At 47.1% G+C, this 20,148-nt stretch carries 15 protein-coding genes, 4 tRNA genes, 3 rRNA genes and 1 riboswitch; of the genes, 10 read left to right on the forward strand and 12 right to left on the reverse strand.

Annotated features, from left to right (window positions below; genetic code table 11):
- Position 1: 1 nt before the first annotated feature.
- The gene (locus ACZ5ZC_RS02810) at positions 2-997 is read left to right on the forward strand and encodes a 2-hydroxyacid dehydrogenase (RefSeq protein ID WP_054866878.1); all 996 of its coding nucleotides are present in this window, start codon (positions 2-4) and stop codon (positions 995-997) included.
- An 85-nt stretch (positions 998-1,082) separates the two neighbouring features.
- Complete coding sequence (locus tag ACZ5ZC_RS02815; RefSeq protein WP_005374274.1) at positions 1,083-1,439, forward strand: YibL family ribosome-associated protein; 357 nt, start codon at positions 1,083-1,085, stop codon at positions 1,437-1,439.
- A 161-nt stretch (positions 1,440-1,600) separates the two neighbouring features.
- On the opposite strand, the gene ACZ5ZC_RS02820 is transcribed toward ACZ5ZC_RS02815, so the two are convergent.
- From ACZ5ZC_RS02820 to ACZ5ZC_RS02865, 10 genes are all read right to left on the reverse strand, one after another.
- On the reverse strand, positions 1,601-2,632 hold the full coding sequence (locus tag ACZ5ZC_RS02820; RefSeq protein WP_005374275.1) for a hypothetical protein: 1,032 nt from the start codon (positions 2,630-2,632) through the stop codon (positions 1,601-1,603).
- Positions 2,633-2,735: 103 nt separating this feature from the next.
- Positions 2,736-3,497, reverse strand: a complete 762-nt coding sequence (locus tag ACZ5ZC_RS02825; protein WP_464931746.1) for a cytosolic protein — start codon at positions 3,495-3,497, stop codon at positions 2,736-2,738.
- Between the two features lie 277 nt (positions 3,498-3,774).
- Positions 3,775-3,865 (reverse strand) — tRNA-Ser (locus ACZ5ZC_RS02830).
- A gap of 100 nt (positions 3,866-3,965) precedes the next feature.
- A 5S ribosomal RNA gene (rrf, locus tag ACZ5ZC_RS02835) occupies positions 3,966-4,082 on the reverse strand.
- Positions 4,083-4,175: 93 nt separating this feature from the next.
- Positions 4,176-7,066, reverse strand: a 23S ribosomal RNA gene (locus tag ACZ5ZC_RS02840).
- A gap of 379 nt (positions 7,067-7,445) precedes the next feature.
- A tRNA-Val gene (locus ACZ5ZC_RS02845) sits at positions 7,446-7,521 on the reverse strand.
- A gap of 67 nt (positions 7,522-7,588) precedes the next feature.
- Positions 7,589-7,664: transfer RNA gene (locus ACZ5ZC_RS02850), tRNA-Lys, on the reverse strand.
- Positions 7,665-7,666: 2 nt separating this feature from the next.
- Positions 7,667-7,742, reverse strand: a tRNA-Glu gene (locus ACZ5ZC_RS02855).
- 90 nt (positions 7,743-7,832) lie between these two features.
- A 16S ribosomal RNA gene (locus tag ACZ5ZC_RS02860) occupies positions 7,833-9,385 on the reverse strand.
- The 16S, 23S and 5S rRNA genes sit together here with 4 tRNA genes alongside, the layout of an rRNA operon.
- A 505-nt stretch (positions 9,386-9,890) precedes the next feature.
- Positions 9,891-10,415 (reverse strand): DUF3087 domain-containing protein, encoded by a 525-nt coding sequence (locus ACZ5ZC_RS02865; RefSeq protein ID WP_054866710.1) that lies wholly within the window; start codon positions 10,413-10,415, stop codon positions 9,891-9,893.
- Between the two features lie 160 nt (positions 10,416-10,575).
- On the opposite strand from ACZ5ZC_RS02865, the gene trmY reads away from it, so the two are divergent.
- On the forward strand, positions 10,576-11,175 hold the full coding sequence (trmY, locus tag ACZ5ZC_RS02870; protein WP_005459965.1) for a tRNA (pseudouridine(54)-N(1))-methyltransferase TrmY: 600 nt from the start codon (positions 10,576-10,578) through the stop codon (positions 11,173-11,175).
- 80 nt (positions 11,176-11,255) lie between these two features.
- Here the strand turns inward: trmY and ACZ5ZC_RS02875 are convergent, their stop codons facing one another.
- Both ACZ5ZC_RS02875 and ACZ5ZC_RS02880 read right to left on the reverse strand, forming a co-directional pair.
- The gene (locus tag ACZ5ZC_RS02875) at positions 11,256-12,599 is read right to left on the reverse strand and encodes a TldD/PmbA family protein (RefSeq protein ID WP_054866711.1); all 1,344 of its coding nucleotides are present in this window, start codon (positions 12,597-12,599) and stop codon (positions 11,256-11,258) included.
- Entirely contained in the window at positions 12,599-13,984 is a 1,386-nt protein-coding gene (locus ACZ5ZC_RS02880) for a TldD/PmbA family protein (protein WP_464931747.1), read from the reverse strand. The genes ACZ5ZC_RS02875 and ACZ5ZC_RS02880 overlap by 1 nt, the downstream gene beginning before the upstream one ends.
- A gap of 312 nt (positions 13,985-14,296) precedes the next feature.
- Positions 14,297-14,404, forward strand: a riboswitch (TPP riboswitch).
- A 96-nt stretch (positions 14,405-14,500) separates the two neighbouring features.
- Here ACZ5ZC_RS02880 and thiD point away from each other — a divergent pair.
- The 7 genes from thiD (at position 14,501) to thiE (ending at position 20,044) form a co-directional block, all read left to right on the forward strand.
- Complete coding sequence (thiD, locus tag ACZ5ZC_RS02885; RefSeq protein WP_464931748.1) at positions 14,501-15,361, forward strand: bifunctional hydroxymethylpyrimidine kinase/phosphomethylpyrimidine kinase; 861 nt, start codon at positions 14,501-14,503, stop codon at positions 15,359-15,361.
- Positions 15,351-16,109 (forward strand): ABC transporter ATP-binding protein, encoded by a 759-nt coding sequence (locus ACZ5ZC_RS02890; RefSeq protein ID WP_054866714.1) that lies wholly within the window; start codon positions 15,351-15,353, stop codon positions 16,107-16,109. The genes thiD and ACZ5ZC_RS02890 overlap by 11 nt, the downstream gene beginning before the upstream one ends.
- Positions 16,102-16,902, forward strand: coding sequence for an ABC transporter permease (locus ACZ5ZC_RS02895; RefSeq protein ID WP_005391855.1), 801 nt, complete (start codon positions 16,102-16,104; stop codon positions 16,900-16,902). The genes ACZ5ZC_RS02890 and ACZ5ZC_RS02895 overlap by 8 nt, the downstream gene beginning before the upstream one ends.
- A gap of 22 nt (positions 16,903-16,924) precedes the next feature.
- A complete protein-coding gene (locus tag ACZ5ZC_RS02900; protein WP_464931749.1) occupies positions 16,925-17,875 on the forward strand; it encodes an ABC transporter substrate-binding protein in 951 nt (316 codons plus the stop codon).
- An 18-nt stretch (positions 17,876-17,893) separates the two neighbouring features.
- Positions 17,894-18,556 carry a thiaminase II gene (tenA, locus tag ACZ5ZC_RS02905; RefSeq protein ID WP_464931750.1) on the forward strand — a complete coding sequence of 221 codons (663 nt, stop codon included), beginning with the start codon at positions 17,894-17,896 and terminating at the stop codon, positions 18,554-18,556.
- Between the two features lie 18 nt (positions 18,557-18,574).
- The gene (gene thiM, locus ACZ5ZC_RS02910) at positions 18,575-19,366 is read left to right on the forward strand and encodes a hydroxyethylthiazole kinase (protein ID WP_464931751.1); all 792 of its coding nucleotides are present in this window, start codon (positions 18,575-18,577) and stop codon (positions 19,364-19,366) included.
- A gap of 63 nt (positions 19,367-19,429) precedes the next feature.
- On the forward strand, positions 19,430-20,044 hold the full coding sequence (gene thiE / locus ACZ5ZC_RS02915; protein WP_029864819.1) for a thiamine phosphate synthase: 615 nt from the start codon (positions 19,430-19,432) through the stop codon (positions 20,042-20,044).
- Positions 20,045-20,148: the final 104 nt, after the last annotated feature.

A 20,148-nucleotide genomic window follows, 5' to 3' on the forward strand; every position in this document is an offset into this window, starting at 1 on the left:
CATGATTAATATTGCTTTTTTTAGTGCAAAATCCTACGACGAGGCCTCTTTTAATAAAATTAAAAATAACCGAAATTTTGAATTCCACTATCACGACTTCCGGCTAACCGAAAAAACCGCCAAAATGGCACATGGTTGCGATGTCGTGTGTGCTTTCGTCAATGATGACCTTTCAGCTCCCGTTCTTAAACAGCTTTCTCTAGGCGGAACTAAGCTTATTGCCATGCGCTGCGCGGGTTTTGATAAAGTTGATCTACAAGCCGCTAAAGAACTTGGCTTACAAGTGGTTCGAGTTCCTGCTTACTCACCAGAAGCGGTGGCTGAACACACAGTCGGTTTGATGATGTGCCTAAATCGTCGCCTTCACAAAGCCTACCAACGTACACGTGACGCCAACTTCTCGCTAGAGGGCCTAGTTGGCTTTAACTTTTACGGGAAAACCGTTGGTGTCATTGGTACAGGTAAGATTGGTATCGCGACGATGCGTATCTTCAAAGGGCTTGGCATGGAGCTGCTTTGCTATGACCCTTACGAAAATCCATTAGCACTAGAAATGGGAGCGCGTTACTGTTCGCTTGAAGAAATCTACGCTAATGCGGATATTATCTCTCTCCATTGTCCAATGAGTGAAGAAAACTATCACCTATTGAACGAAAAAGCCTTCGCGCAAATGAAAGATGGTGTGATGATCATTAACACTAGTCGAGGCGAGTTGCTGGATTCACTAGCGGCGATAGAAGCCTTGAAACAAGGTAAGATTGGCGCGCTTGGTCTAGACGTGTATGACAATGAAAAAGACTTGTTCTTCCAAGATAAATCTAACGATGTCATCGTAGACGATGTTTTCCGTCGCTTATCGGCTTGTCATAACGTGCTGTTTACTGGCCACCAAGCATTCTTGACTCACGAAGCACTTAATAATATTGCCTCTGTGACGCTTGATAACGTCGAAGCCTTTTTCTCTGGTAACGTATCGGGCAATGAACTGATTAACTAAAGCCAGACAATCGAGAAGTATAGTAGAGCGTGTGATCTCAGCTATGCTATACTTCTCGACTATTTAAAATTTGAGCCAAATTACCATGAGCATAAAAACTGATATTCAAAAGCTGCACAACCGTTTAGATACATGCCAACGTAAACTTGATGCGGCACGTTCTCGTGGTGATCACGAAATGATTACAAAGTTCACGGATGAAGTAGAACAGCTAACCAAAAAGCTTAACCAGTTAAAGCATAAGCAAAACTATGAGCTGAACAAAGAACGTAAAAGCTTACTTGATATGCCATTCTCTCGTGAAATCACCAAAGCAGAACAAGCGGACATCGGCAAACTGAAAAAACGCGTACGCGGCTTAGTAATCGTTCACCCACTAACAAAAGTTGGTAAAGAGCTTCGCCTCGATGTCATGACAGGTTTTGCGCCAAAAGAGTTTTAAACTCATATTAATACTCGTTAAGCCTAAGCATTTGCTTGGGCTTTTTATTTTGTACTGCTTCATTAAATTTCATCGAAATATCAACCCATAAGCTCTTAAAAAGGCCAGCGACAAAAGCCACTGACCAAATTCAAAATGCCACTCTGCATTACAGCTCAACGCTACGACAGTTGCTGCAACTTGTGCTCCACAACGGGATCATTCGGAACCAGCTGTTGAGCTACTTCCAAAAGCTGTACTGCATCTTGCGGGTTGTCATACTCATGCTTAAGTGCAATATCAACAAGTGGCTGAATATCGATTTGCGCTTGATGCTCCTTCACATGTTCTTTCTTTTCTTCAATTAGTACATTATGAGCGGTACTCAGTAAGTTTAAACGATGCTGTGAGCTCGCATTCGCCTTGTTAAGGCACTGATAGTAATCTTCTTTTAAGCGCAGCGTTTTGGTCTGATGACGAAACTGCGCTATATCTATCTTCTGATAACGTATAAAGTCTACGGCTACTTGCTTATAAAAACCGAATTTATTCAAATACGTCGCGTGGGTACCATGTCCCATACCGAAGACTCTCAAGTGAGTGAGCTCTGGGTAGCGTTTGGCGTGAAGGCGGTCGATTTCATTAGTTGGATCATAAATGATGTAACCTTTTGCATCTCCAAGGTCGAGGTCGTGGTACTTTCCTTCCCAATCAAATTGTTGGGCAAGTTCAGTACTTGGCCTGTCATCCCATGGCACTAGCACTTTGTTTTTTGTACTGACCGGGTGAAACATCAATACTTGATCCAACTTTAATAGATTGGAAAAAGCGCCAATAGCAAAACCACCGCGGCTAAGGCCATAACCTAAACGGCATTCAAAAGGCTCAAGTAATGTCGATAACTGCTCTAGAAAGAAAATCAAATTACGGCTGCGAAACCAGTTACTTTTCCCAAGGTGCTGAAAAGAAATAATATTTACTTTTTGTTTCTGGGCTAATCGATAGCCCCAAGGCGCAAAGTCTGAGTGTAAGTCCTGTACTTGTAGATTCGTACCAGCAGGGGAAAAGGTGAACAACAGCGGTTTATTTCGGTCGACAAACTCATACTTAACAAACACATCATCAAGTAAGTCCTCCCCGGACATCGGTAGCCTGGTTTGCTGTTCTTCACGAGAAAGAGCCAGCCATTCATCCAACCAGTACAGTAACTTCATTAATCCTCCATCTAAATTGCGCCTAGCAATTGTGTTAAAAATCTAGTTTTTAGTGTGTGATCATCTCCCCCTGGTTACAGGGGACTCTGATATCAGTCCTCTTTTAAAACAAAGCGTGAATTTGCTTATTAAATTGGTCAATATCTATGGTTTGATGACGAACAAACTCCTTCGCCACCAGATTAAAAAATTCTAATTTATCTAATTGTGTGGATTGAGTGCCGTGCCCCATACCGACGACTTTTAAATGAGTTAGCTCTGGGTAACGTTCAGCATGAAGACGATCAATACGATTGGATGGGTCATAAATAATATAACCTTTGGCATTGCCCAAATCTCGATCATGGTAGCCGCTTTCCCAAGCAAACTGCTGAGCAAGCTCAGTGCTGGGCCGATCATCCCGAGGCACTAACGCTTTATTTTTTGTGCTCACAGGATAAAACAACAAAAGATGTTCTAATTTCAGCAAGTTAGCGAACGCGCCAATTGCAAAGCCACCTCGACTTTGCCCATAACCCAAACGACATTGGAAGGGATGAAGCAACTCAGACAGCTGCTCCAGAAAGAAAATCAAATTCCGACTACGGAACCAATTACTTTGTCCTAAATGTTGAAAGGCAATAATGTTTACTTTTTGTTGTATTCCGAGCTCGTAGCCCCAAGGAGAAAAATTCGGAGTTAAATCTTGTACCTGCACATCAGTGCCGGAAGGAGAAAATGTGAACAACAATGGCTTGTTAAGATCGACGAGTTCATACTTCACAAATACATCATCAAGTAAATCGTAGCCAGAGATAGGTAAAGCCATCTCTTGTTCTTCTTGAGTAAGCGCTTGCCATTCATCTAACCAGTAAAGTAGCTTCATTTTTTCTCCAAGTGCATCCGCAGTATTTAGACTGAAACTCTATCAAAATGCTTTTAAGCATCCCACGTTGAGACTTAACAAAGCTCTACTTAAAGCCTAAATGACCTATGAAAATGTCTTCGATTGCAGATATTACTGCGTAAACTAAACCCAAAGTGAGTACGCTAAAGAACTTAGAGAAAGGGCCGGAGAAAAGCCAATTAGAAGTTTTCGATAACAGCTGTTAAAAAACAGCAGATACAAAAAAACCGCTGTAAGAACAGCGGTTTTTTAAAGGTGGCGGAGAGATAGGGATTTGAACCCTAGATACGCTATTAACGTATGCCGGTTTTCAAGACCGGTGCTTTCAACCACTCAGCCATCTCTCCAAAAATTGTCACTAAAACTTAGTCTTATACTATCGATGCTAATTTTTAGTTTTGCCTTAAGTTATCTCAATTAAGATAAAACTTGAAAGCGATATTTAAAGCCTGGCGATGTCCTACTCTCACATGGGGAAACCCCACACTACCATCGGCGCTATTTCGTTTCACTTCTGAGTTCGGCATGGAAATCAGGTGGGTCCAAAACGCTATGGTCGCCAAGCAAATTCTTTAATCTGGAAAGCTGTTTCTTAATTCTCGTTCTTACACATTCAATGTTCTTTCATTGAGTCCATCAAAACCCCTTGGGTGTTGTATGGTTAAGCCTCACGGGCAATTAGTACAGGTTAGCTCAACGCCTCACAACGCTTACACACCCTGCCTATCAACGTCGTAGTCTACGACAACCCTTTAGGATACTTAAAGTATCAGGGAGAACTCATCTCAAGGCTCGCTTCCCGCTTAGATGCTTTCAGCGGTTATCGATCCCGAACTTAGCTACCGGGCAATGCGTCTGGCGACACAACCCGAACACCAGAGGTTCGTCCACTCCGGTCCTCTCGTACTAGGAGCAGCCCCTTTCAATTCTCCAACGCCCACGGCAGATAGGGACCGAACTGTCTCACGACGTTCTAAACCCAGCTCGCGTACCACTTTAAATGGCGAACAGCCATACCCTTGGGACCGACTTCAGCCCCAGGATGTGATGAGCCGACATCGAGGTGCCAAACACCGCCGTCGATATGAACTCTTGGGCGGTATCAGCCTGTTATCCCCGGAGTACCTTTTATCCGTTGAGCGATGGCCCTTCCATTCAGAACCACCGGATCACTATGACCTGCTTTCGCACCTGCTCGAATTGTCATTCTCGCAGTCAAGCGGGCTTATGCCATTGCACTAACCTCACGATGTCCAACCGTGATTAGCCCACCTTCGTGCTCCTCCGTTACGCTTTGGGAGGAGACCGCCCCAGTCAAACTACCCACCAGGCACTGTCCGCAACCCCGATAAGGGGTCGACGTTAGAACATCAACACTACAAGGGTGGTATTTCAAGGACGGCTCCACGCAATCTAGCGACTGCGCTTCAAAGCCTCCCACCTATCCTACACATGTAGGGTCAATGTTCAGTGCCAAGCTGTAGTAAAGGTTCACGGGGTCTTTCCGTCTAGCCGCGGGTACACTGCATCTTCACAGCGATTTCAATTTCACTGAGTCTCGGGTGGAGACAGCGTGGCCATCATTACGCCATTCGTGCAGGTCGGAACTTACCCGACAAGGAATTTCGCTACCTTAGGACCGTTATAGTTACGGCCGCCGTTTACCGGGGCTTCGATCAAGAGCTTCGACCGAAGTCTAACCCCATCAATTAACCTTCCGGCACCGGGCAGGCGTCACACCGTATACGTCATCTTGCGATTTTGCACAGTGCTGTGTTTTTAATAAACAGTTGCAGCCACCTGGTATCTGCGACTCTCAATAGCTCCATCCGCGAGGGACTTCACCGTCGAGAGCGTACCTTCTCCCGAAGTTACGGTACCATTTTGCCTAGTTCCTTCACCCGAGTTCTCTCAAGCGCCTTGGTATTCTCTACCCGACCACCTGTGTCGGTTTGGGGTACGATTCCTTACAATCTGAAGCTTAGAGGCTTTTCCTGGAAGCATGGCATCAATGACTTCACTACCGTAGTAGCTCGACGTCGTGTCTCAGCCTTAAGAGAAACCGGATTTACCTAATTTCTCAGCCTACGCACTTGAACCTGGACAACCGTCGCCAGGCCCACCTAGCCTTCTCCGTCCCCCCATCGCAATTGTAAGAAGTACGGGAATATTAACCCGTTTCCCATCGACTACGCCTTTCGGCCTCGCCTTAGGGGTCGACTTACCCTGCCCCGATTAACGTTGGACAGGAACCCTTGGTCTTCCGGCGAGGAGGTTTTTCACCCCCTTTATCGTTACTCATGTCAGCATTCGCACTTCTGATACGTCCAGCATGCGTTACCACACACCTTCAACCGCTTACAGAACGCTCCCCTACCCAATGCACAAAAGTGCATTGCCGCAGCTTCGGTTTACTACTTAGCCCCGTTACATCTTCCGCGCAGGCCGACTCGACCAGTGAGCTATTACGCTTTCTTTAAATGATGGCTGCTTCTAAGCCAACATCCTGGCTGTCTGAGCCTTCCCACATCGTTTCCCACTTAGTAGTAATTTGGGACCTTAGCTGGCGGTCTGGGTTGTTTCCCTCTCCACGACGGACGTTAGCACCCGCCGTGTGTCTCCCGGATAGTACTTACTGGTATTCGGAGTTTGCAAAGGGTTGGTAAGTCGGGATGACCCCCTAGCCTTAACAGTGCTCTACCCCCAGTAGTATTCGTCCGAGGCGCTACCTAAATAGCTTTCGGGGAGAACCAGCTATCTCCAGGTTTGATTGGCCTTTCACCCCTAGCCACAAGTCATCCGCTAATTTTTCAACATTAGTCGGTTCGGTCCTCCAGTTGATGTTACTCAACCTTCAACCTGCCCATGGCTAGATCACCTGGTTTCGGGTCTATATCCAGAGACTGAACGCCCAGTTAAGACTCGGTTTCCCTACGGCTCCCCTAGATGGTTAACCTTGCCACTGAATATAAGTCGCTGACCCATTATACAAAAGGTACGCAGTCACAGGACAAAGCCTGCTCCTACTGCTTGTACGTACACGGTTTCAGGTTCTATTTCACTCCCCTCACAGGGGTTCTTTTCGCCTTTCCCTCACGGTACTGGTTCACTATCGGTCAGTCAGTAGTATTTAGCCTTGGAGGATGGTCCCCCCATATTCAGACAGGATATCACGTGTCCCGCCCTACTCGATTTCACTGAATATGCGTCGTCAGTTACGGGGCTATCACCCTGTATCGCCAAGCTTTCCAGCTTGTTCACCTGACGCTTATAAAGCTTAAGGGCTAGTCCAATTTCGCTCGCCGCTACTTTCGGAATCTCGGTTGATTTCTTTTCCTCGGGGTACTTAGATGTTTCAGTTCCCCCGGTTCGCCTCGTTATGCTATGTATTCACATAACGATACTTACTTATGTAAGTGGGTTTCCCCATTCGGAAATCCCAGACTCAAGTGGTTTTTACTACCTAATCTGGGCTTATCGCAAGTTAATACGTCCTTCATCGCCTCTGACTGCCAAGGCATCCACCGTGTACGCTTAGTCACTTAACCATACAACCCGAAGGAGTTTCGAATTGCATTTTGTCTTCACTTTAAAAAGTGAAATCAAACGGTCAAACAACCAAAGTTGCTGTCTCATTATTTGAATGAGCGAGACAGCTTTCGATTTTGCCGGACTCAAATATGAATAACATTTTCATGCTATTCCCAAGAACACTTGAATGTGTTTTTAGTTGTATTCCATCAGGAATACTTTGAGAACTTTACAAACAACAATAAATTGTTGTTTTGTCAGCTTTCCAAATTGTTAAAGAGCCATGTTTCTTCACAAGGAAGTTACATTTTCTAAAGACTTTCAGAGTCAAAAATGCCAACCAGTATCAATTGGTTGTTCTGGTTTGGACGTTTTATTCCAAAAATACTTAGAGAATGGTGGGCGATACCGGGCTCGAACCAGTGACCCCCTGCTTGTAAGGCAGGTGCTCTCCCAACTGAGCTAATCGCCCACATAAGTTTCCCTTTTACTTCACTTTTAAAAAGTGAAAATAAAGAGCCATGCTTCGTGGAGAAGAATGGTGGGTCGTGCAGGATTCGAACCTGCGACCAATTGATTAAAAGTCAACTGCTCTACCAACTGAGCTAACGACCCAATGGTATCCCGTAGGGGAGTCGAACCCCTGTTACCGCCGTGAAAGGGCGGTGTCCTAGGCCTCTAGACGAACGGGACACTAAGTTGAACATCTTGGGGGATGTTCTATCTCTTAAACTTCATAAACCATATCAATCTGTGTGAACACTCATCGCAATAATCATCGTATAAGGAGGTGATCCAGCGCCAGGTTCCCCTAGCGCTACCTTGTTACGACTTCACCCCAGTCATGAACCACAAAGTGGTAAGCGTCCCCCCGAAGGTTAAACTACCTACTTCTTTTGCAGCCCACTCCCATGGTGTGACGGGCGGTGTGTACAAGGCCCGGGAACGTATTCACCGTGGCATTCTGATCCACGATTACTAGCGATTCCGACTTCATGGAGTCGAGTTGCAGACTCCAATCCGGACTACGACGCACTTTTTGGGATTCGCTCACTTTCGCAAGTTGGCCGCCCTCTGTATGCGCCATTGTAGCACGTGTGTAGCCCTACTCGTAAGGGCCATGATGACTTGACGTCGTCCCCACCTTCCTCCGGTTTATCACCGGCAGTCTCCCTGGAGTTCCCGACATTACTCGCTGGCAAACAAGGATAAGGGTTGCGCTCGTTGCGGGACTTAACCCAACATTTCACAACACGAGCTGACGACAGCCATGCAGCACCTGTCTCAGAGTTCCCGAAGGCACCAATCCATCTCTGGAAAGTTCTCTGGATGTCAAGAGTAGGTAAGGTTCTTCGCGTTGCATCGAATTAAACCACATGCTCCACCGCTTGTGCGGGCCCCCGTCAATTCATTTGAGTTTTAATCTTGCGACCGTACTCCCCAGGCGGTCTACTTAACGCGTTAGCTCCGAAAGCCACGGCTCAAGGCCACAACCTCCAAGTAGACATCGTTTACGGCGTGGACTACCAGGGTATCTAATCCTGTTTGCTCCCCACGCTTTCGCATCTGAGTGTCAGTATCTGTCCAGGGGGCCGCCTTCGCCACCGGTATTCCTTCAGATCTCTACGCATTTCACCGCTACACCTGAAATTCTACCCCCCTCTACAGTACTCTAGTCTGCCAGTTTCAAATGCTATTCCGAGGTTGAGCCCCGGGCTTTCACATCTGACTTAGCAAACCACCTGCATGCGCTTTACGCCCAGTAATTCCGATTAACGCTCGCACCCTCCGTATTACCGCGGCTGCTGGCACGGAGTTAGCCGGTGCTTCTTCTGTCGCTAACGTCAAACAACGCCGCTATTAACGACGCCGCCTTCCTCACGACTGAAAGTACTTTACAACCCGAAGGCCTTCTTCATACACGCGGCATGGCTGCATCAGGCTTGCGCCCATTGTGCAATATTCCCCACTGCTGCCTCCCGTAGGAGTCTGGACCGTGTCTCAGTTCCAGTGTGGCTGATCATCCTCTCAGACCAGCTAGGGATCGTCGCCTTGGTGAGCCCTTACCTCACCAACTAGCTAATCCCACCTAGGCATATCCTGACGCGAGAGGCCCGAAGGTCCCCCTCTTTGGCCCGTAGGCATCATGCGGTATTAGCCATCGTTTCCAATGGTTATCCCCCACATCAAGGCAATTTCCTAGGCATTACTCACCCGTCCGCCGCTCGACGCCGTTATCGTTCCCCGAAGGTTCAGATAACTCGTTTCCGCTCGACTTGCATGTGTTAGGCCTGCCGCCAGCGTTCAATCTGAGCCATGATCAAACTCTTCAATTTAAAGTTTTGATTCCCTAAATAAATAGGGGAGGCTCAATGAATACTGAACATTGCTCTTGCTAATAAATAGCTAAAGTAATGTTTGAATTGACTGTGCTGAGTCTTTCGACTCAATGGTCACTTCGTATCATTGAAACCTAATTTGAAACCGAAGTTTCTAATTGGATTATCATCAACGAGTGCCCACACAGATTGATAGGTCTATATTGTTAAAGAGCTTGCTTTACGAGAAGTTTTTCTCTCAAAGCGGAGGCGTATTCTAATGAACTAATTCTTGGTGTCAAACACTTTTTAAATTAATTTTTAGAAGCTTTTTATTCGCCTTGTTGCCAACTGCTTTTGCGTTTCCGCATTGCCCTGACAACGGAGGCGCATTATAGGGAGATGATTTTTCTTGGCAACCCCTTTTTAGAAAAAAAACTAAAAAAAAGCGTCGAGTGATTAAATCTCACTCAAACGCTTATTTTTAGCACTCAGTTGTTAACTTCAAGTAGCAAATAGGCAATCAGTATGTGTCTACCCAGCTCTCTTTAAAGCTGGTGATATCAAGATCCAGTGATTGCTCCGCTTCGATTTGCTCAATTGCCTCTAATTCTTTATTTACACTACTCATCGTCAATGTGTTGTTGTCTAACTCAAACACTTGTTGTTGCGTTGTGTAATAGAACTTAAGCGTAGTGAGCGCTTTTACATCGTCATTGCTCGCGGCTGCTTTAATATTTTTTAGTTTGCGATAAATCTTATTGTGTAGCTGCTTGAGCTTCCAAACGTACAGTACTTCTCGCATGTAAGGGTGAGTTTTAAATTGGTTTAGCAAAGAGAGGGACGTCGCGAGAGACAGAAGTACACCAATCAAATTCCAATGAAAGTTTCCCGTTGATTGTTCAGGTACGACTTCAGTGTTGCCAAACAAAACAATAAGCAAGGTACTAAAGGCAAGAGATGAGATAGCGAGCAACGCAACAAAACCGCCAATCACCAGGTTTACTTTCTTTTTATAAATGTCTTTATTTATCTTTTTGATTTCCATATACCGCTCCTAACAGGGTTGTCTCCTATTCTAACCAGCACACTCCGCACGACAATCGAAGCTTTGTAAGTAAGTTCACATTTACTATTAAACTCGCATCCCTTCCCTGCTTGGGTATATACTTCCGCGCATTCACTCTTCCTATATAGAGGCTAAACTCATGCGCTCTTTTGTTTTACGAGCTCGCGCGGCGCCAACCACCAGCAAAGCACTATTAGAAGGTGTTGGTAACGAGGCGCATACCGAGATCCTTGCTCATACCATGATGAACACCATGTTCGTTGCACAATCTCACCGTGAAGATGTGGTTGTCCACTTAGTATTAGAGAGCACGAAGGATTACTCGCGCACGATTACCATTCGTTCAAACGACATTACCAATATTGGCGGTTTTCACGAGTCAACGTTGATTGCAGCAGTGGCTCGCGCTTTGGATGCTTCGGTTGGTATGGGTAAAGAGCAACTTCGTGAAGTCGAACCTGGTATTACCGTTCGTACAGTGAGCTTTGAACGCCTAGTACAAGAGCTGGCAGAAGATCACCAACTATATATGCTGGATAAGAAAGGCGAATTTGTTCGTGATGCAGAAATTGGTGAAAATCCATGTTTCTTGCTAACTGACCATATACCGATGCCGAAAAAGTCTTTTAACAGCTTAAAGCGCCTTGGCACAGAGAAGATCAGCTTAGGTCCTAAGATGCTTTTCGCTTCTCAGTGTGTAGTATTGATCCACAATGAGTTGGACATCCGCGAATTTTAGTTATTCGCGTACACGTTGCTAGATGATGAAAGAGGACTCGATTGAGTCCTCTTTTTTGTTTCTGACTTTCTACGCAACGCTTATTTACCACCAATGCTCAAACGAGCAAAACGAACGTCTGGCGAGAAGAAAGTTCGGCTATCGTTAATTAGCTGAGTATCACCCACAGCCTCAACTTCTTGCAGCATCTTGTAGAAGTTACCCGCTACCGTGATACCACGTACTGGTTGAATGCGCTCACCATCACGGCACAAGAAACCACTCGCACCAAACGAGAAATCACCACTCACTGCATCCGCACCAGAATGGACACCTTGAAGTTCGACTAGCTCTAGGTACTCACCCGCTTTTACTTCTGACGCACTGCTGTTGCCTGTCGCAATCACTTTGTGATTCGCTGATACGTCTAGGCTCGATTTTGCACCGCGAGCAGCACTTGCTGTCGAGACTGCGCCCAAGTAACTTGCGGTCTGGCTGTTGTGTAGCAAGGTTTTCAACTCACCATTAGCAATCATGACATTGTCTTGAGTAGCAAAGCCTTCACTATCAAAACTCGCGATTGCCATACCATTCGGCATGTATGCCGCATCGGTAAAGGTAATCAAGTCACTCGCAACACGTTGGCCAAGCTTGTCACCCAGTGGCGTTATGCCTTTCATCGCGCTTACACCAGAGAAAGCACTGCCGAAAGCGCCGAATAAACTTGCTAGCGCATTGATGTGGAAAATAGCAGGGTAGTTACCTGTCGCAACCGGAGCGCCTTCAAGAAGATCACGAGCAAGGTTGTAGCCACCTTCGATACAATAAGCTGGACTCAACTCATCAAAACGGCGACCAAGTGACATTCTGCCCGCCATTGACTGTTTGCCGTCTTTTTCAAACAAGGTATACGCGTAACAAGTGAACGAGCGCTCGAAGTGTTGACACAACGTGCCTTGAGTATTGGCAATGATCAGTTGTGTTTCGCCATCACTATAACCATTGTAAGGTGCGCTAGAAGCGTGAGGCAGAGCGACTACGCCTTGCTCAAGAGCGAGAGACAGTTCAATCTTTTCATCAACCGAAGTTGTGTCTTCTTGGGCGATCTCAGCTACGTCAGTCGTGATTTGGCTGTTCACGCAGCTAATTGTCTGATGTTCGTCTTGCTTGGAAAAGCGAGCGCTTTGTAGTGCGTTGGTCAGCATCAAATCTAAGCTTGGTTGCTCTAACGACTCAGAATAGCTTGTTGCAACACGCGCATCTTTCACAACACGAACACCCAGAACTTGGCTTGAGCTTACTTTGTACTCATCTAGCTTTCCTTGGTTCGCTTTCAAAGAAAAGCTACTGTTGCGGTTTACAATGACGTCCGCTTCTGCACCTTGGCGTTTTGCTTCTGATAGGACGTAATTAACCGCATTAAGAAGTTGTTGTTCTTGGCTCATTAGTTACCGCCTCCTACCAGAATGCTATCGACTTTCAGCGTTGGCTGACCGACTGTTGTTGGTACTGAACCACTTACTGAACCACACATGCCCGGCGCAAGCGCCATGTCTTTGCCGACCATGCTGATTTCTTTCAACACTTTTGGACCCGTGCTGATCAGCGTTGCTGTTTTCAGAGGTTTGGTGATTTTGCCATTTTCAATGAGATAAGCTTCACGAACAGCAAAGTTAAACTCACCCGTACCTGGTTGAACCGAGCCACCGCCCATCTTCTTCGCATAGATACCACGTTCGATGCCTGCCAGCATGTCATCAAGCGAATGCTCGCCTTCTTCGATAAAGGTGTTACGCATGCGTGAGGTTGGTGCGAACTTATAGTTTTGGCGACGACCAGACCCTGTTGGCTCATAACCTGTCTTCATGCCACCCATTTTATCGACCATAAAGCTGGTTAGCTTACCGTCTTTGATCAATTGAGTGCGCTGAGTCTTCATGCCTTCGTCATCAACGTGAATCGAGCCCCATTCGTTGGTCATGGTGCCATCATCGACTGCATTCACTGCGGTGTGAGCAACCATTTCGCCCATCTTGTCGTGGAATACGGACGCTTTCTTCGCAACCGAAGTGGTTTCTAGCAAGTGGCCACAAGCTTCGTGGAAGATTACGCCGCCAAAACCGTTACCAATCACCACCGGCATTTCACCCGATGGACAAGCATCCGCGCCAAGTTTTACTAACGCTTGTTGCGCGATAGTTTGACCTAGCTCTTTTGCATCAAGCTGTTCACTGAACTCCCAACCCGCAAGAGCGCCAGGACCTTCCATACCAGAAGACTGCTCATTACCTTTTTGAGCAACGGTGTTACCCGCCACACGAATGTAGTGACGCGTATCGTCTACATGCAAACCTTCTGAGTTGAAGATAGACACTTGCTGCTCGCGCTGAAGCACACTACCAATGAACTGGCTGATGTACTCACTTTCTGCACGCGCAGCTTGGTCAACTTTCAATAGAAACGCGATTTTTGAATCTAAGTTGGCATCCTGACTTAACGGCATGCGGCAACCGTGTTGGATTGGGTAGCGGTTCAAATTTAAAGAACCTGCTGACGCGATTTGCTCACGCTTGTCTTTTGCCGCAAGCAATGAGGTTACGCGTTTTAGCTCGGCTTCGTCCGTGCTATTGGTGTATCCATAAAGCACTTTGTGACCGAAGAAGAGGCGAATACCGATACCAAAATCAATCCCCGAATTGATCTTGTCCACCTCACCAGATGCGATCTGGACGGTGTTAGTTTGATGATGTTCAACGAATAGTTCAGCGAAATCAGCCCCTAAAAAGAGAGCATGATCGATCACTGACTTCGCTGTTGCAGAATTAAGCATGAAGTCTCCTTGCTCGATGATCGTCTTAGCCTTCCTAATTAACTGTCGAAAAGTTCAACAAAGTTAAATTGGCAACGCGTTAAATTTTAACAGTTTTTTAACCTTGTTTTGTGCTAATCCTTGCTTAGCGAGACCACGATTATTTATTAAATATTCCAGGTTCAGCTCTTTCACCAGAGCGTTGCACTAGTAAATTCCACACGACGAACCATTTAGATGCTTACTCTATCACTCACCTCGCATAATTGAATACTCAATAATAATTACTCTCAAAAAACGTATCCCTTCTACAAGGGTCCTGCTATCATCCGAGCGAAATAGTCGGGGGGCCACGCGATAAGCGTTGGCTGAGATCGAGATTCGAGACCCGTTGAACCTGATTCAGTTAGCACTGACGTAGGGAACTATGCGCACTTTGCCTTTCGCCGCTCCTCTTCGGCGAGCGAAACGATCGAACAATCGATCTATCCACAACGGTCAAAGTCAGTTCCTATACGTCTTGTAGTAGGAGCGACCATGACGCAGCAATCACAGCCATCTTTACAGCAGGCACAATCACCTATAACCACCCCTGTTGTCTTAACCATCGCAGGCTCCGACAGCGGCGGCGGCGCAGGCATCCAAGCCGATATCAAAGCGATGTCCGCCACTGGCAGCTTTGCCTGCTCAGTGATTACCGCCATCACCTCACAAAACACGCAAGGCGTTTCTGCGATTTTCCCGATCCCACTTGATCACGTTGAAAGCCAACTCGATGCGGTGTTTACCGATCTCAATATTGTGGCGGTAAAAGTCGGCATGCTGGCGGATTCGAATATCATTAAAGTCGTTGCTAACAAGATTAAGCAATACCAACCTAAACATCTTGTGATTGATCCTGTCATGGTCGCCACCAGCGGCGATTTGCTGCTTGAGCAATCAGCAATCAGCACATTAAAAGAAGAACTAATTCCTTTGGCAGACATCATCACTCCTAACCTGCCAGAGGGTGCAGCACTGACAGGTAAGCCTGTACCTCAATCTGAGGCAGAAATGAGTGACATGATTGACGACCTTCGTGCGCTTGGTGCCAAAGCCATTCTGCTCAAAGGCGGTCACCTTGAAGAAGATGAAAACAGCAACGATCTGCTGATCATGCAAAACAGTGCCGAGTTAATCAGCGCCAAGCGTTTCCCAACCCAAAACACCCACGGTACGGGCTGTACACTGTCTTCCGCTATTGCGTCTTACCTTGGTCAAGGCAACAACCTGCACAAAGCTGTGCATTTAGGAAAACAGTACATCAGCCAAGCCATCGCTCATGCGGATGAGTTGGAAGTGGGGAAAGGTCACGGACCAGTACATCACTTCTTTGCGGGTCATACCTATGTTCGCTAACGCGATTGGCATTCAGCTTTCCGACGCCAGTTTGCAATACAAAGACAGCCAAACACCGACTTTAGCGAAAGTGAACATGGTCATTCCTATCGGTCAATGGACGGTATTACTCGGGCGAAGTGGCTGCGGAAAAACCACGATATTGCGTTACTTAGCTGGCCTACTGGATGACCAAGTTGACTGGCATGGCGAACTCATCACAACCGATGGCGCCGCACTGCATGACCGTGTCGCTTACATGGCTCAGCAGGATTTATTGCTACCGTGGCTTAACGTGCTGGATAACGTCTGCCTTAGCTCGCGCTTTTCTTACGCCAATTCAAATCCAGCGGATGAGAAACAACGTGCTCTCAACTTGTTAGAGCACGTTGGGTTAGCAGATTACGCTTACGCCAAACCCGCTCAACTCTCTGGAGGTATGCGACAGCGCGTAGCCCTTGCTCGCACTCTGATGCAAGACAAACCTTTGGTTTTGATGGATGAACCTTTCTCAGCATTGGACGCCGTGACTCGCCACAAATTGCAAACTCTCTCTGCCGAGCTACTAAAGGACAAAACCGTTGTCTTGATTACGCACGATCCGCAAGAAGCAGTGCGATTGGCGCATCAACTCTATGTGTTACAAGGCACGCCTGCTCAAGCGCAGCACTTGGTTGTTCCGGACGCCAAGCCACCAAGATCTCTCGATGGAGAATGCGCAACTCTACAACAAGCGATTTTGAATCAATTGGAGAAAGACTATGAGTGATATGACTCAGTACAACTCCGTTTCGGCGCGTATCAGTAAAAAGGAACGCGTAACTCATCCGGCATTGCGTCTGCTAATCAGCGCAGCCGTGATCTTAGGTTTGTGGCAACTCATTGTAGTGGTGTTTGACATGCCAAGCTTCATCTTGCCTTCGCCGATTGAAGTATTGGATAGATTAGTCACTCGATACGACGTGCTACTCAAACACACTTGGGTTACCGCACAAGAGATCCTACTTGGCCTCGCACTCGGCTTATCAATGGGTTTGCTATTCGCTTTGCAAATGCTGATGTTCGAGCCGCTCAAACGCTGGCTATTGCCGATTCTTATCGCTAGCCAAGCCATTCCAGTATTTGCTATCGCGCCCGTATTGATGCTTTGGCTCGGTTACGGCATCGCGTCAAAAGTGGTGATGGCGGCGATCATCATCTTTTTCCCTGTAACAACTTGTTGTTACGACGGACTGCGCAACACCCCCACCGGCTATCTCGATCTTGCCAAAACCATGGGCGCATCGAAATGGCAATTACTGCGCCATATTCAACTACCTGCCGCCCTACCAACGTTAGCGTCTGGTATTCGTGTTGCCGTGGTTATTGCGCCGATTGGTGCTGTGGTAGGTGAATGGGTCGGCTCAAGTGAGGGCCTAGGCTATCTGATGCTGCAAGCCAACGCTCGCATGATCATCGATGAAATGTTCGCGGCACTGTTTATTCTCGCCGCGCTATCTATCGCACTCTATTTCACTACTGACAAATTACTGAAAAAAGCCATTCCCTGGGAAAACAAATAGGGAAAGAAAAAGGAAGAACCCCGTGAATAAAAACAAACTCATGAGCGCTGCTGCTCTGCTCGCATCAATGGTTTCAACTAACGTACTTGCTGCCGACAAAGAGCTTACTTTAATGTTGGATTGGTTCGTTAACCCGAACCATGGTCCTATCGTGATCGCACAAGAGCGAGGCTACTTTAAACAGCAAGGTTTGAAGGTCAACATTCAAGAGCCCGCAGATCCAAGCACACCACCTAAACTAGTTGCGGCTGGCAAAGTCGATATGGCGATTTCATATCAACCTAGCCTGACCATCGACGTAGCGGCTGGCTTGCCATTAATTCGCTCTGCGACCTTGATAGCTACTCCCCTCAACACGTTGATGGTGTTGGATAACGGTAAGAACGACAACCTTGGCGACCTTAAAGGCAAGAAAATCGGTATTGCTATCGCAGGTAACGAAGAGGCGACAATCGGCACCATGCTTGCGCAGGAGAACGTGAAGTTTTCTGACGTGCAAATCATCAACGTCGGTTGGGCACTCTCTTCCTCTCTCGCATCAGGCAAAGTGGACGCCATTTGGGGCGGCTTGCGCAACTTCGAAACCAACCAACTTGCGCTAGAAGGCTACAAAGCCAAAGCCTTCTTCCCAGAAGAGCACGGCGTACCAGCGTATGACGAACTGGTGTTTGTGGCGAATGCAAAAACCTACGACAAAGAGGCTATTAAAGCGTTCAACAAAGCGCTGGAGCAAGCGACCACTTACATCGTCAACCATCCTAAAGAGTCTTGGAAAGAGTTTGTCGCTTACTCGCCAGACACGCTAAACAACGAGCTCAACCAACGCGCTTGGAATGACACGTTAACTCGTTTCGCGCTTCGCCCATCGGCAGTTGATCTAAAACGCTACGACGATTACGCCGAGTTCATGTATTCACAAAAAATCATCGAAACGCTACCAAAAGCGAAAGATTACGTACCAAGCTTTGACTAATTACGAGGCAGTCTCATTATGAAATACCAAGATTTGATCGACGCTTGCCGCCAAGATTGGCAAGAATACATTGAGCATGCCTTCGTGCAGCAATTGGCCAAAGGCACACTGGCTCAACCTTGTTTTCTGCATTACTTAAAGCAAGATTTCTTATTCCTAAAACAGTACGCACGAGCTTATGCGCTGGCAATCTACAAAGCGCGTACGTTAGACGATATGCGCCGCGCACTACCAAGCGTACATGCGCTTTTAGATTCAGAGATTGCCCACCATGTGACCTACTGCGGTCAATGGGGATTAACGGAATCTGATCTCGAAAACGAGCCGGAAGATTTTGGCACGGTGGCTTACACGCGCTACGTATTGGATGCGGGCATGACGGGCGACTTAGTTGACTTGTATGCCGCGCTCGCCCCTTGCTCCATCGGCTACGCCGTCATTGGTAAAATGCTGATTGAAGATGAAAACACGGTATTCGAAGGCAATCCTTACGCAAGTTGGATTAACTTGTACGGCGGTGAAGAGTTCCAATCTGGCGTGGCAAGTGGGGCCGAACACTTTAACCAGCTACTGGCTGAAATCGACATCCACAGCCAGCGCGGTCAAAACCTAATTCAGGTCTTCAAAACCGCAACGCGTATGGAAGTGGCGTTTTGGCAACAAGGTCTAAACGCGCAATAAGGTTAATTGGAGAATCTCATGTTAATAGAACAAATCACTCAAGCATTAACCGCAGTGCGTCAGCAAAAGCCTTTAGTCGTGAACATTACCAACTACGTGGTGATGAACAACACGGCGAACGCTTTGCTGGCTATCGGTGCTTCGCCTATCATGGCGCATTCAAAGCAAGAAATGGCAGAAATGATGTCGTTTGCTGGCGCTTTGGTGATCAACATCGGCACCCTAGACAGCGTTTGGACACCGCGCATGAGCTATGCCGTCGAGCAAGCCAACTCGAACGGTAAAATCGTTGTGTTCGACCCTGTCGGTTGCGGTGCAAGTTCACTGCGCACCGAAACCTCGCGCGAAATCGCCCGCCTTGCAAACAAGTTAATCATTCGTGGTAATGCTTCCGAAATCATTGCTCTCGCTGGTGAGCAAGCGCAAAGCAAAGGTGTAGATGCACTCGACAGTAGTGATGCGGCCCTTGGGGCGGCTCACTTCTTAGTTGAAGAATACGGAGCGAGCGTGGTGATCTCCGGCGAAACTGACTACATCGTGACAAAAGAGCAAACCGTCCAGCTGAATAATGGTCACGAGATGATGCCATACGTAACGGGCATGGGTTGCACACTGACGGCACTGACTGGCGCTTTCGCAGCAATCGGCGACGAAACAGGCCTTGCTGCGGCAGCGGTGCTTGGCGTTGTGGGTGAAATTGCGGCTGAGCAAGCGCGAGGGCCAGGTAGCTTGCAAATGCATCTTTTGGATGAGCTTTACCAACTGGATGAAGAAACACTGGCAACACGTCTTAAATTACAGGTGAGATAAACCTCTTCTCAATGCTTTAAACGCCTCTCACTCCTAGGTGAGTGAGAGGTAAAAGGAAACACAATGAACGCCTATCGTTTGTATTTGGTCACCGACGACCAACAAGATTTATCCACTCTTAAACACGTTGTAAGAAAGGCGGTAGAAGGTGGGGTCACCATGGTACAGGTGCGCGAAAAACATGGTGACGTTCGTGCATTTATTGAACGAGCTCAAGCCGTGAAGACGATCCTTGAAGACACTGGCGTCCCGTTAATCATCAATGATCGTGTTGATGTTGCCCTTGCCGTCGATGCCGATGGTGTTCACCTCGGGCAGTCAGACATGCCAGCAGAGATCGCTCGTCAATTGATTGGCCCAAACAAGATTCTCGGCTTATCGATTGAGACTGAAGATCAACTGGCAGAGGCGGATTCTCTGCCCATTGATTACATCGGCTTGAGTGCCATCTTCGCTACGCCGACCAAAACCAACACCAAAAAACACTGGGGTATTGAAGGTTTGAAGATGGCGTTGAACACCACGTCCTTACCAATCGTCGCTATTGGTGGCATCAACGAAACCAACATTCCTGCCCTGAGTGCGACAGGTGTACATGGTTTGGCTTTGGTTTCTGCCATTTGTCATGCAGAAAACCCAACCAAAGCAGCAGAATACTTACTTTCTCTGATGGATTAAGACCCCAACGCTTAAGGATGAGCGCCTTTACCTTCCGGATAAATGTCATCAATTCATCACTCAACCTTCATTCTCTCGTCAAATTAACAAAGCGTTGATAAGTT

It is taken from the genome of Vibrio sp. JCM 18905 (assembly GCF_055393305.1).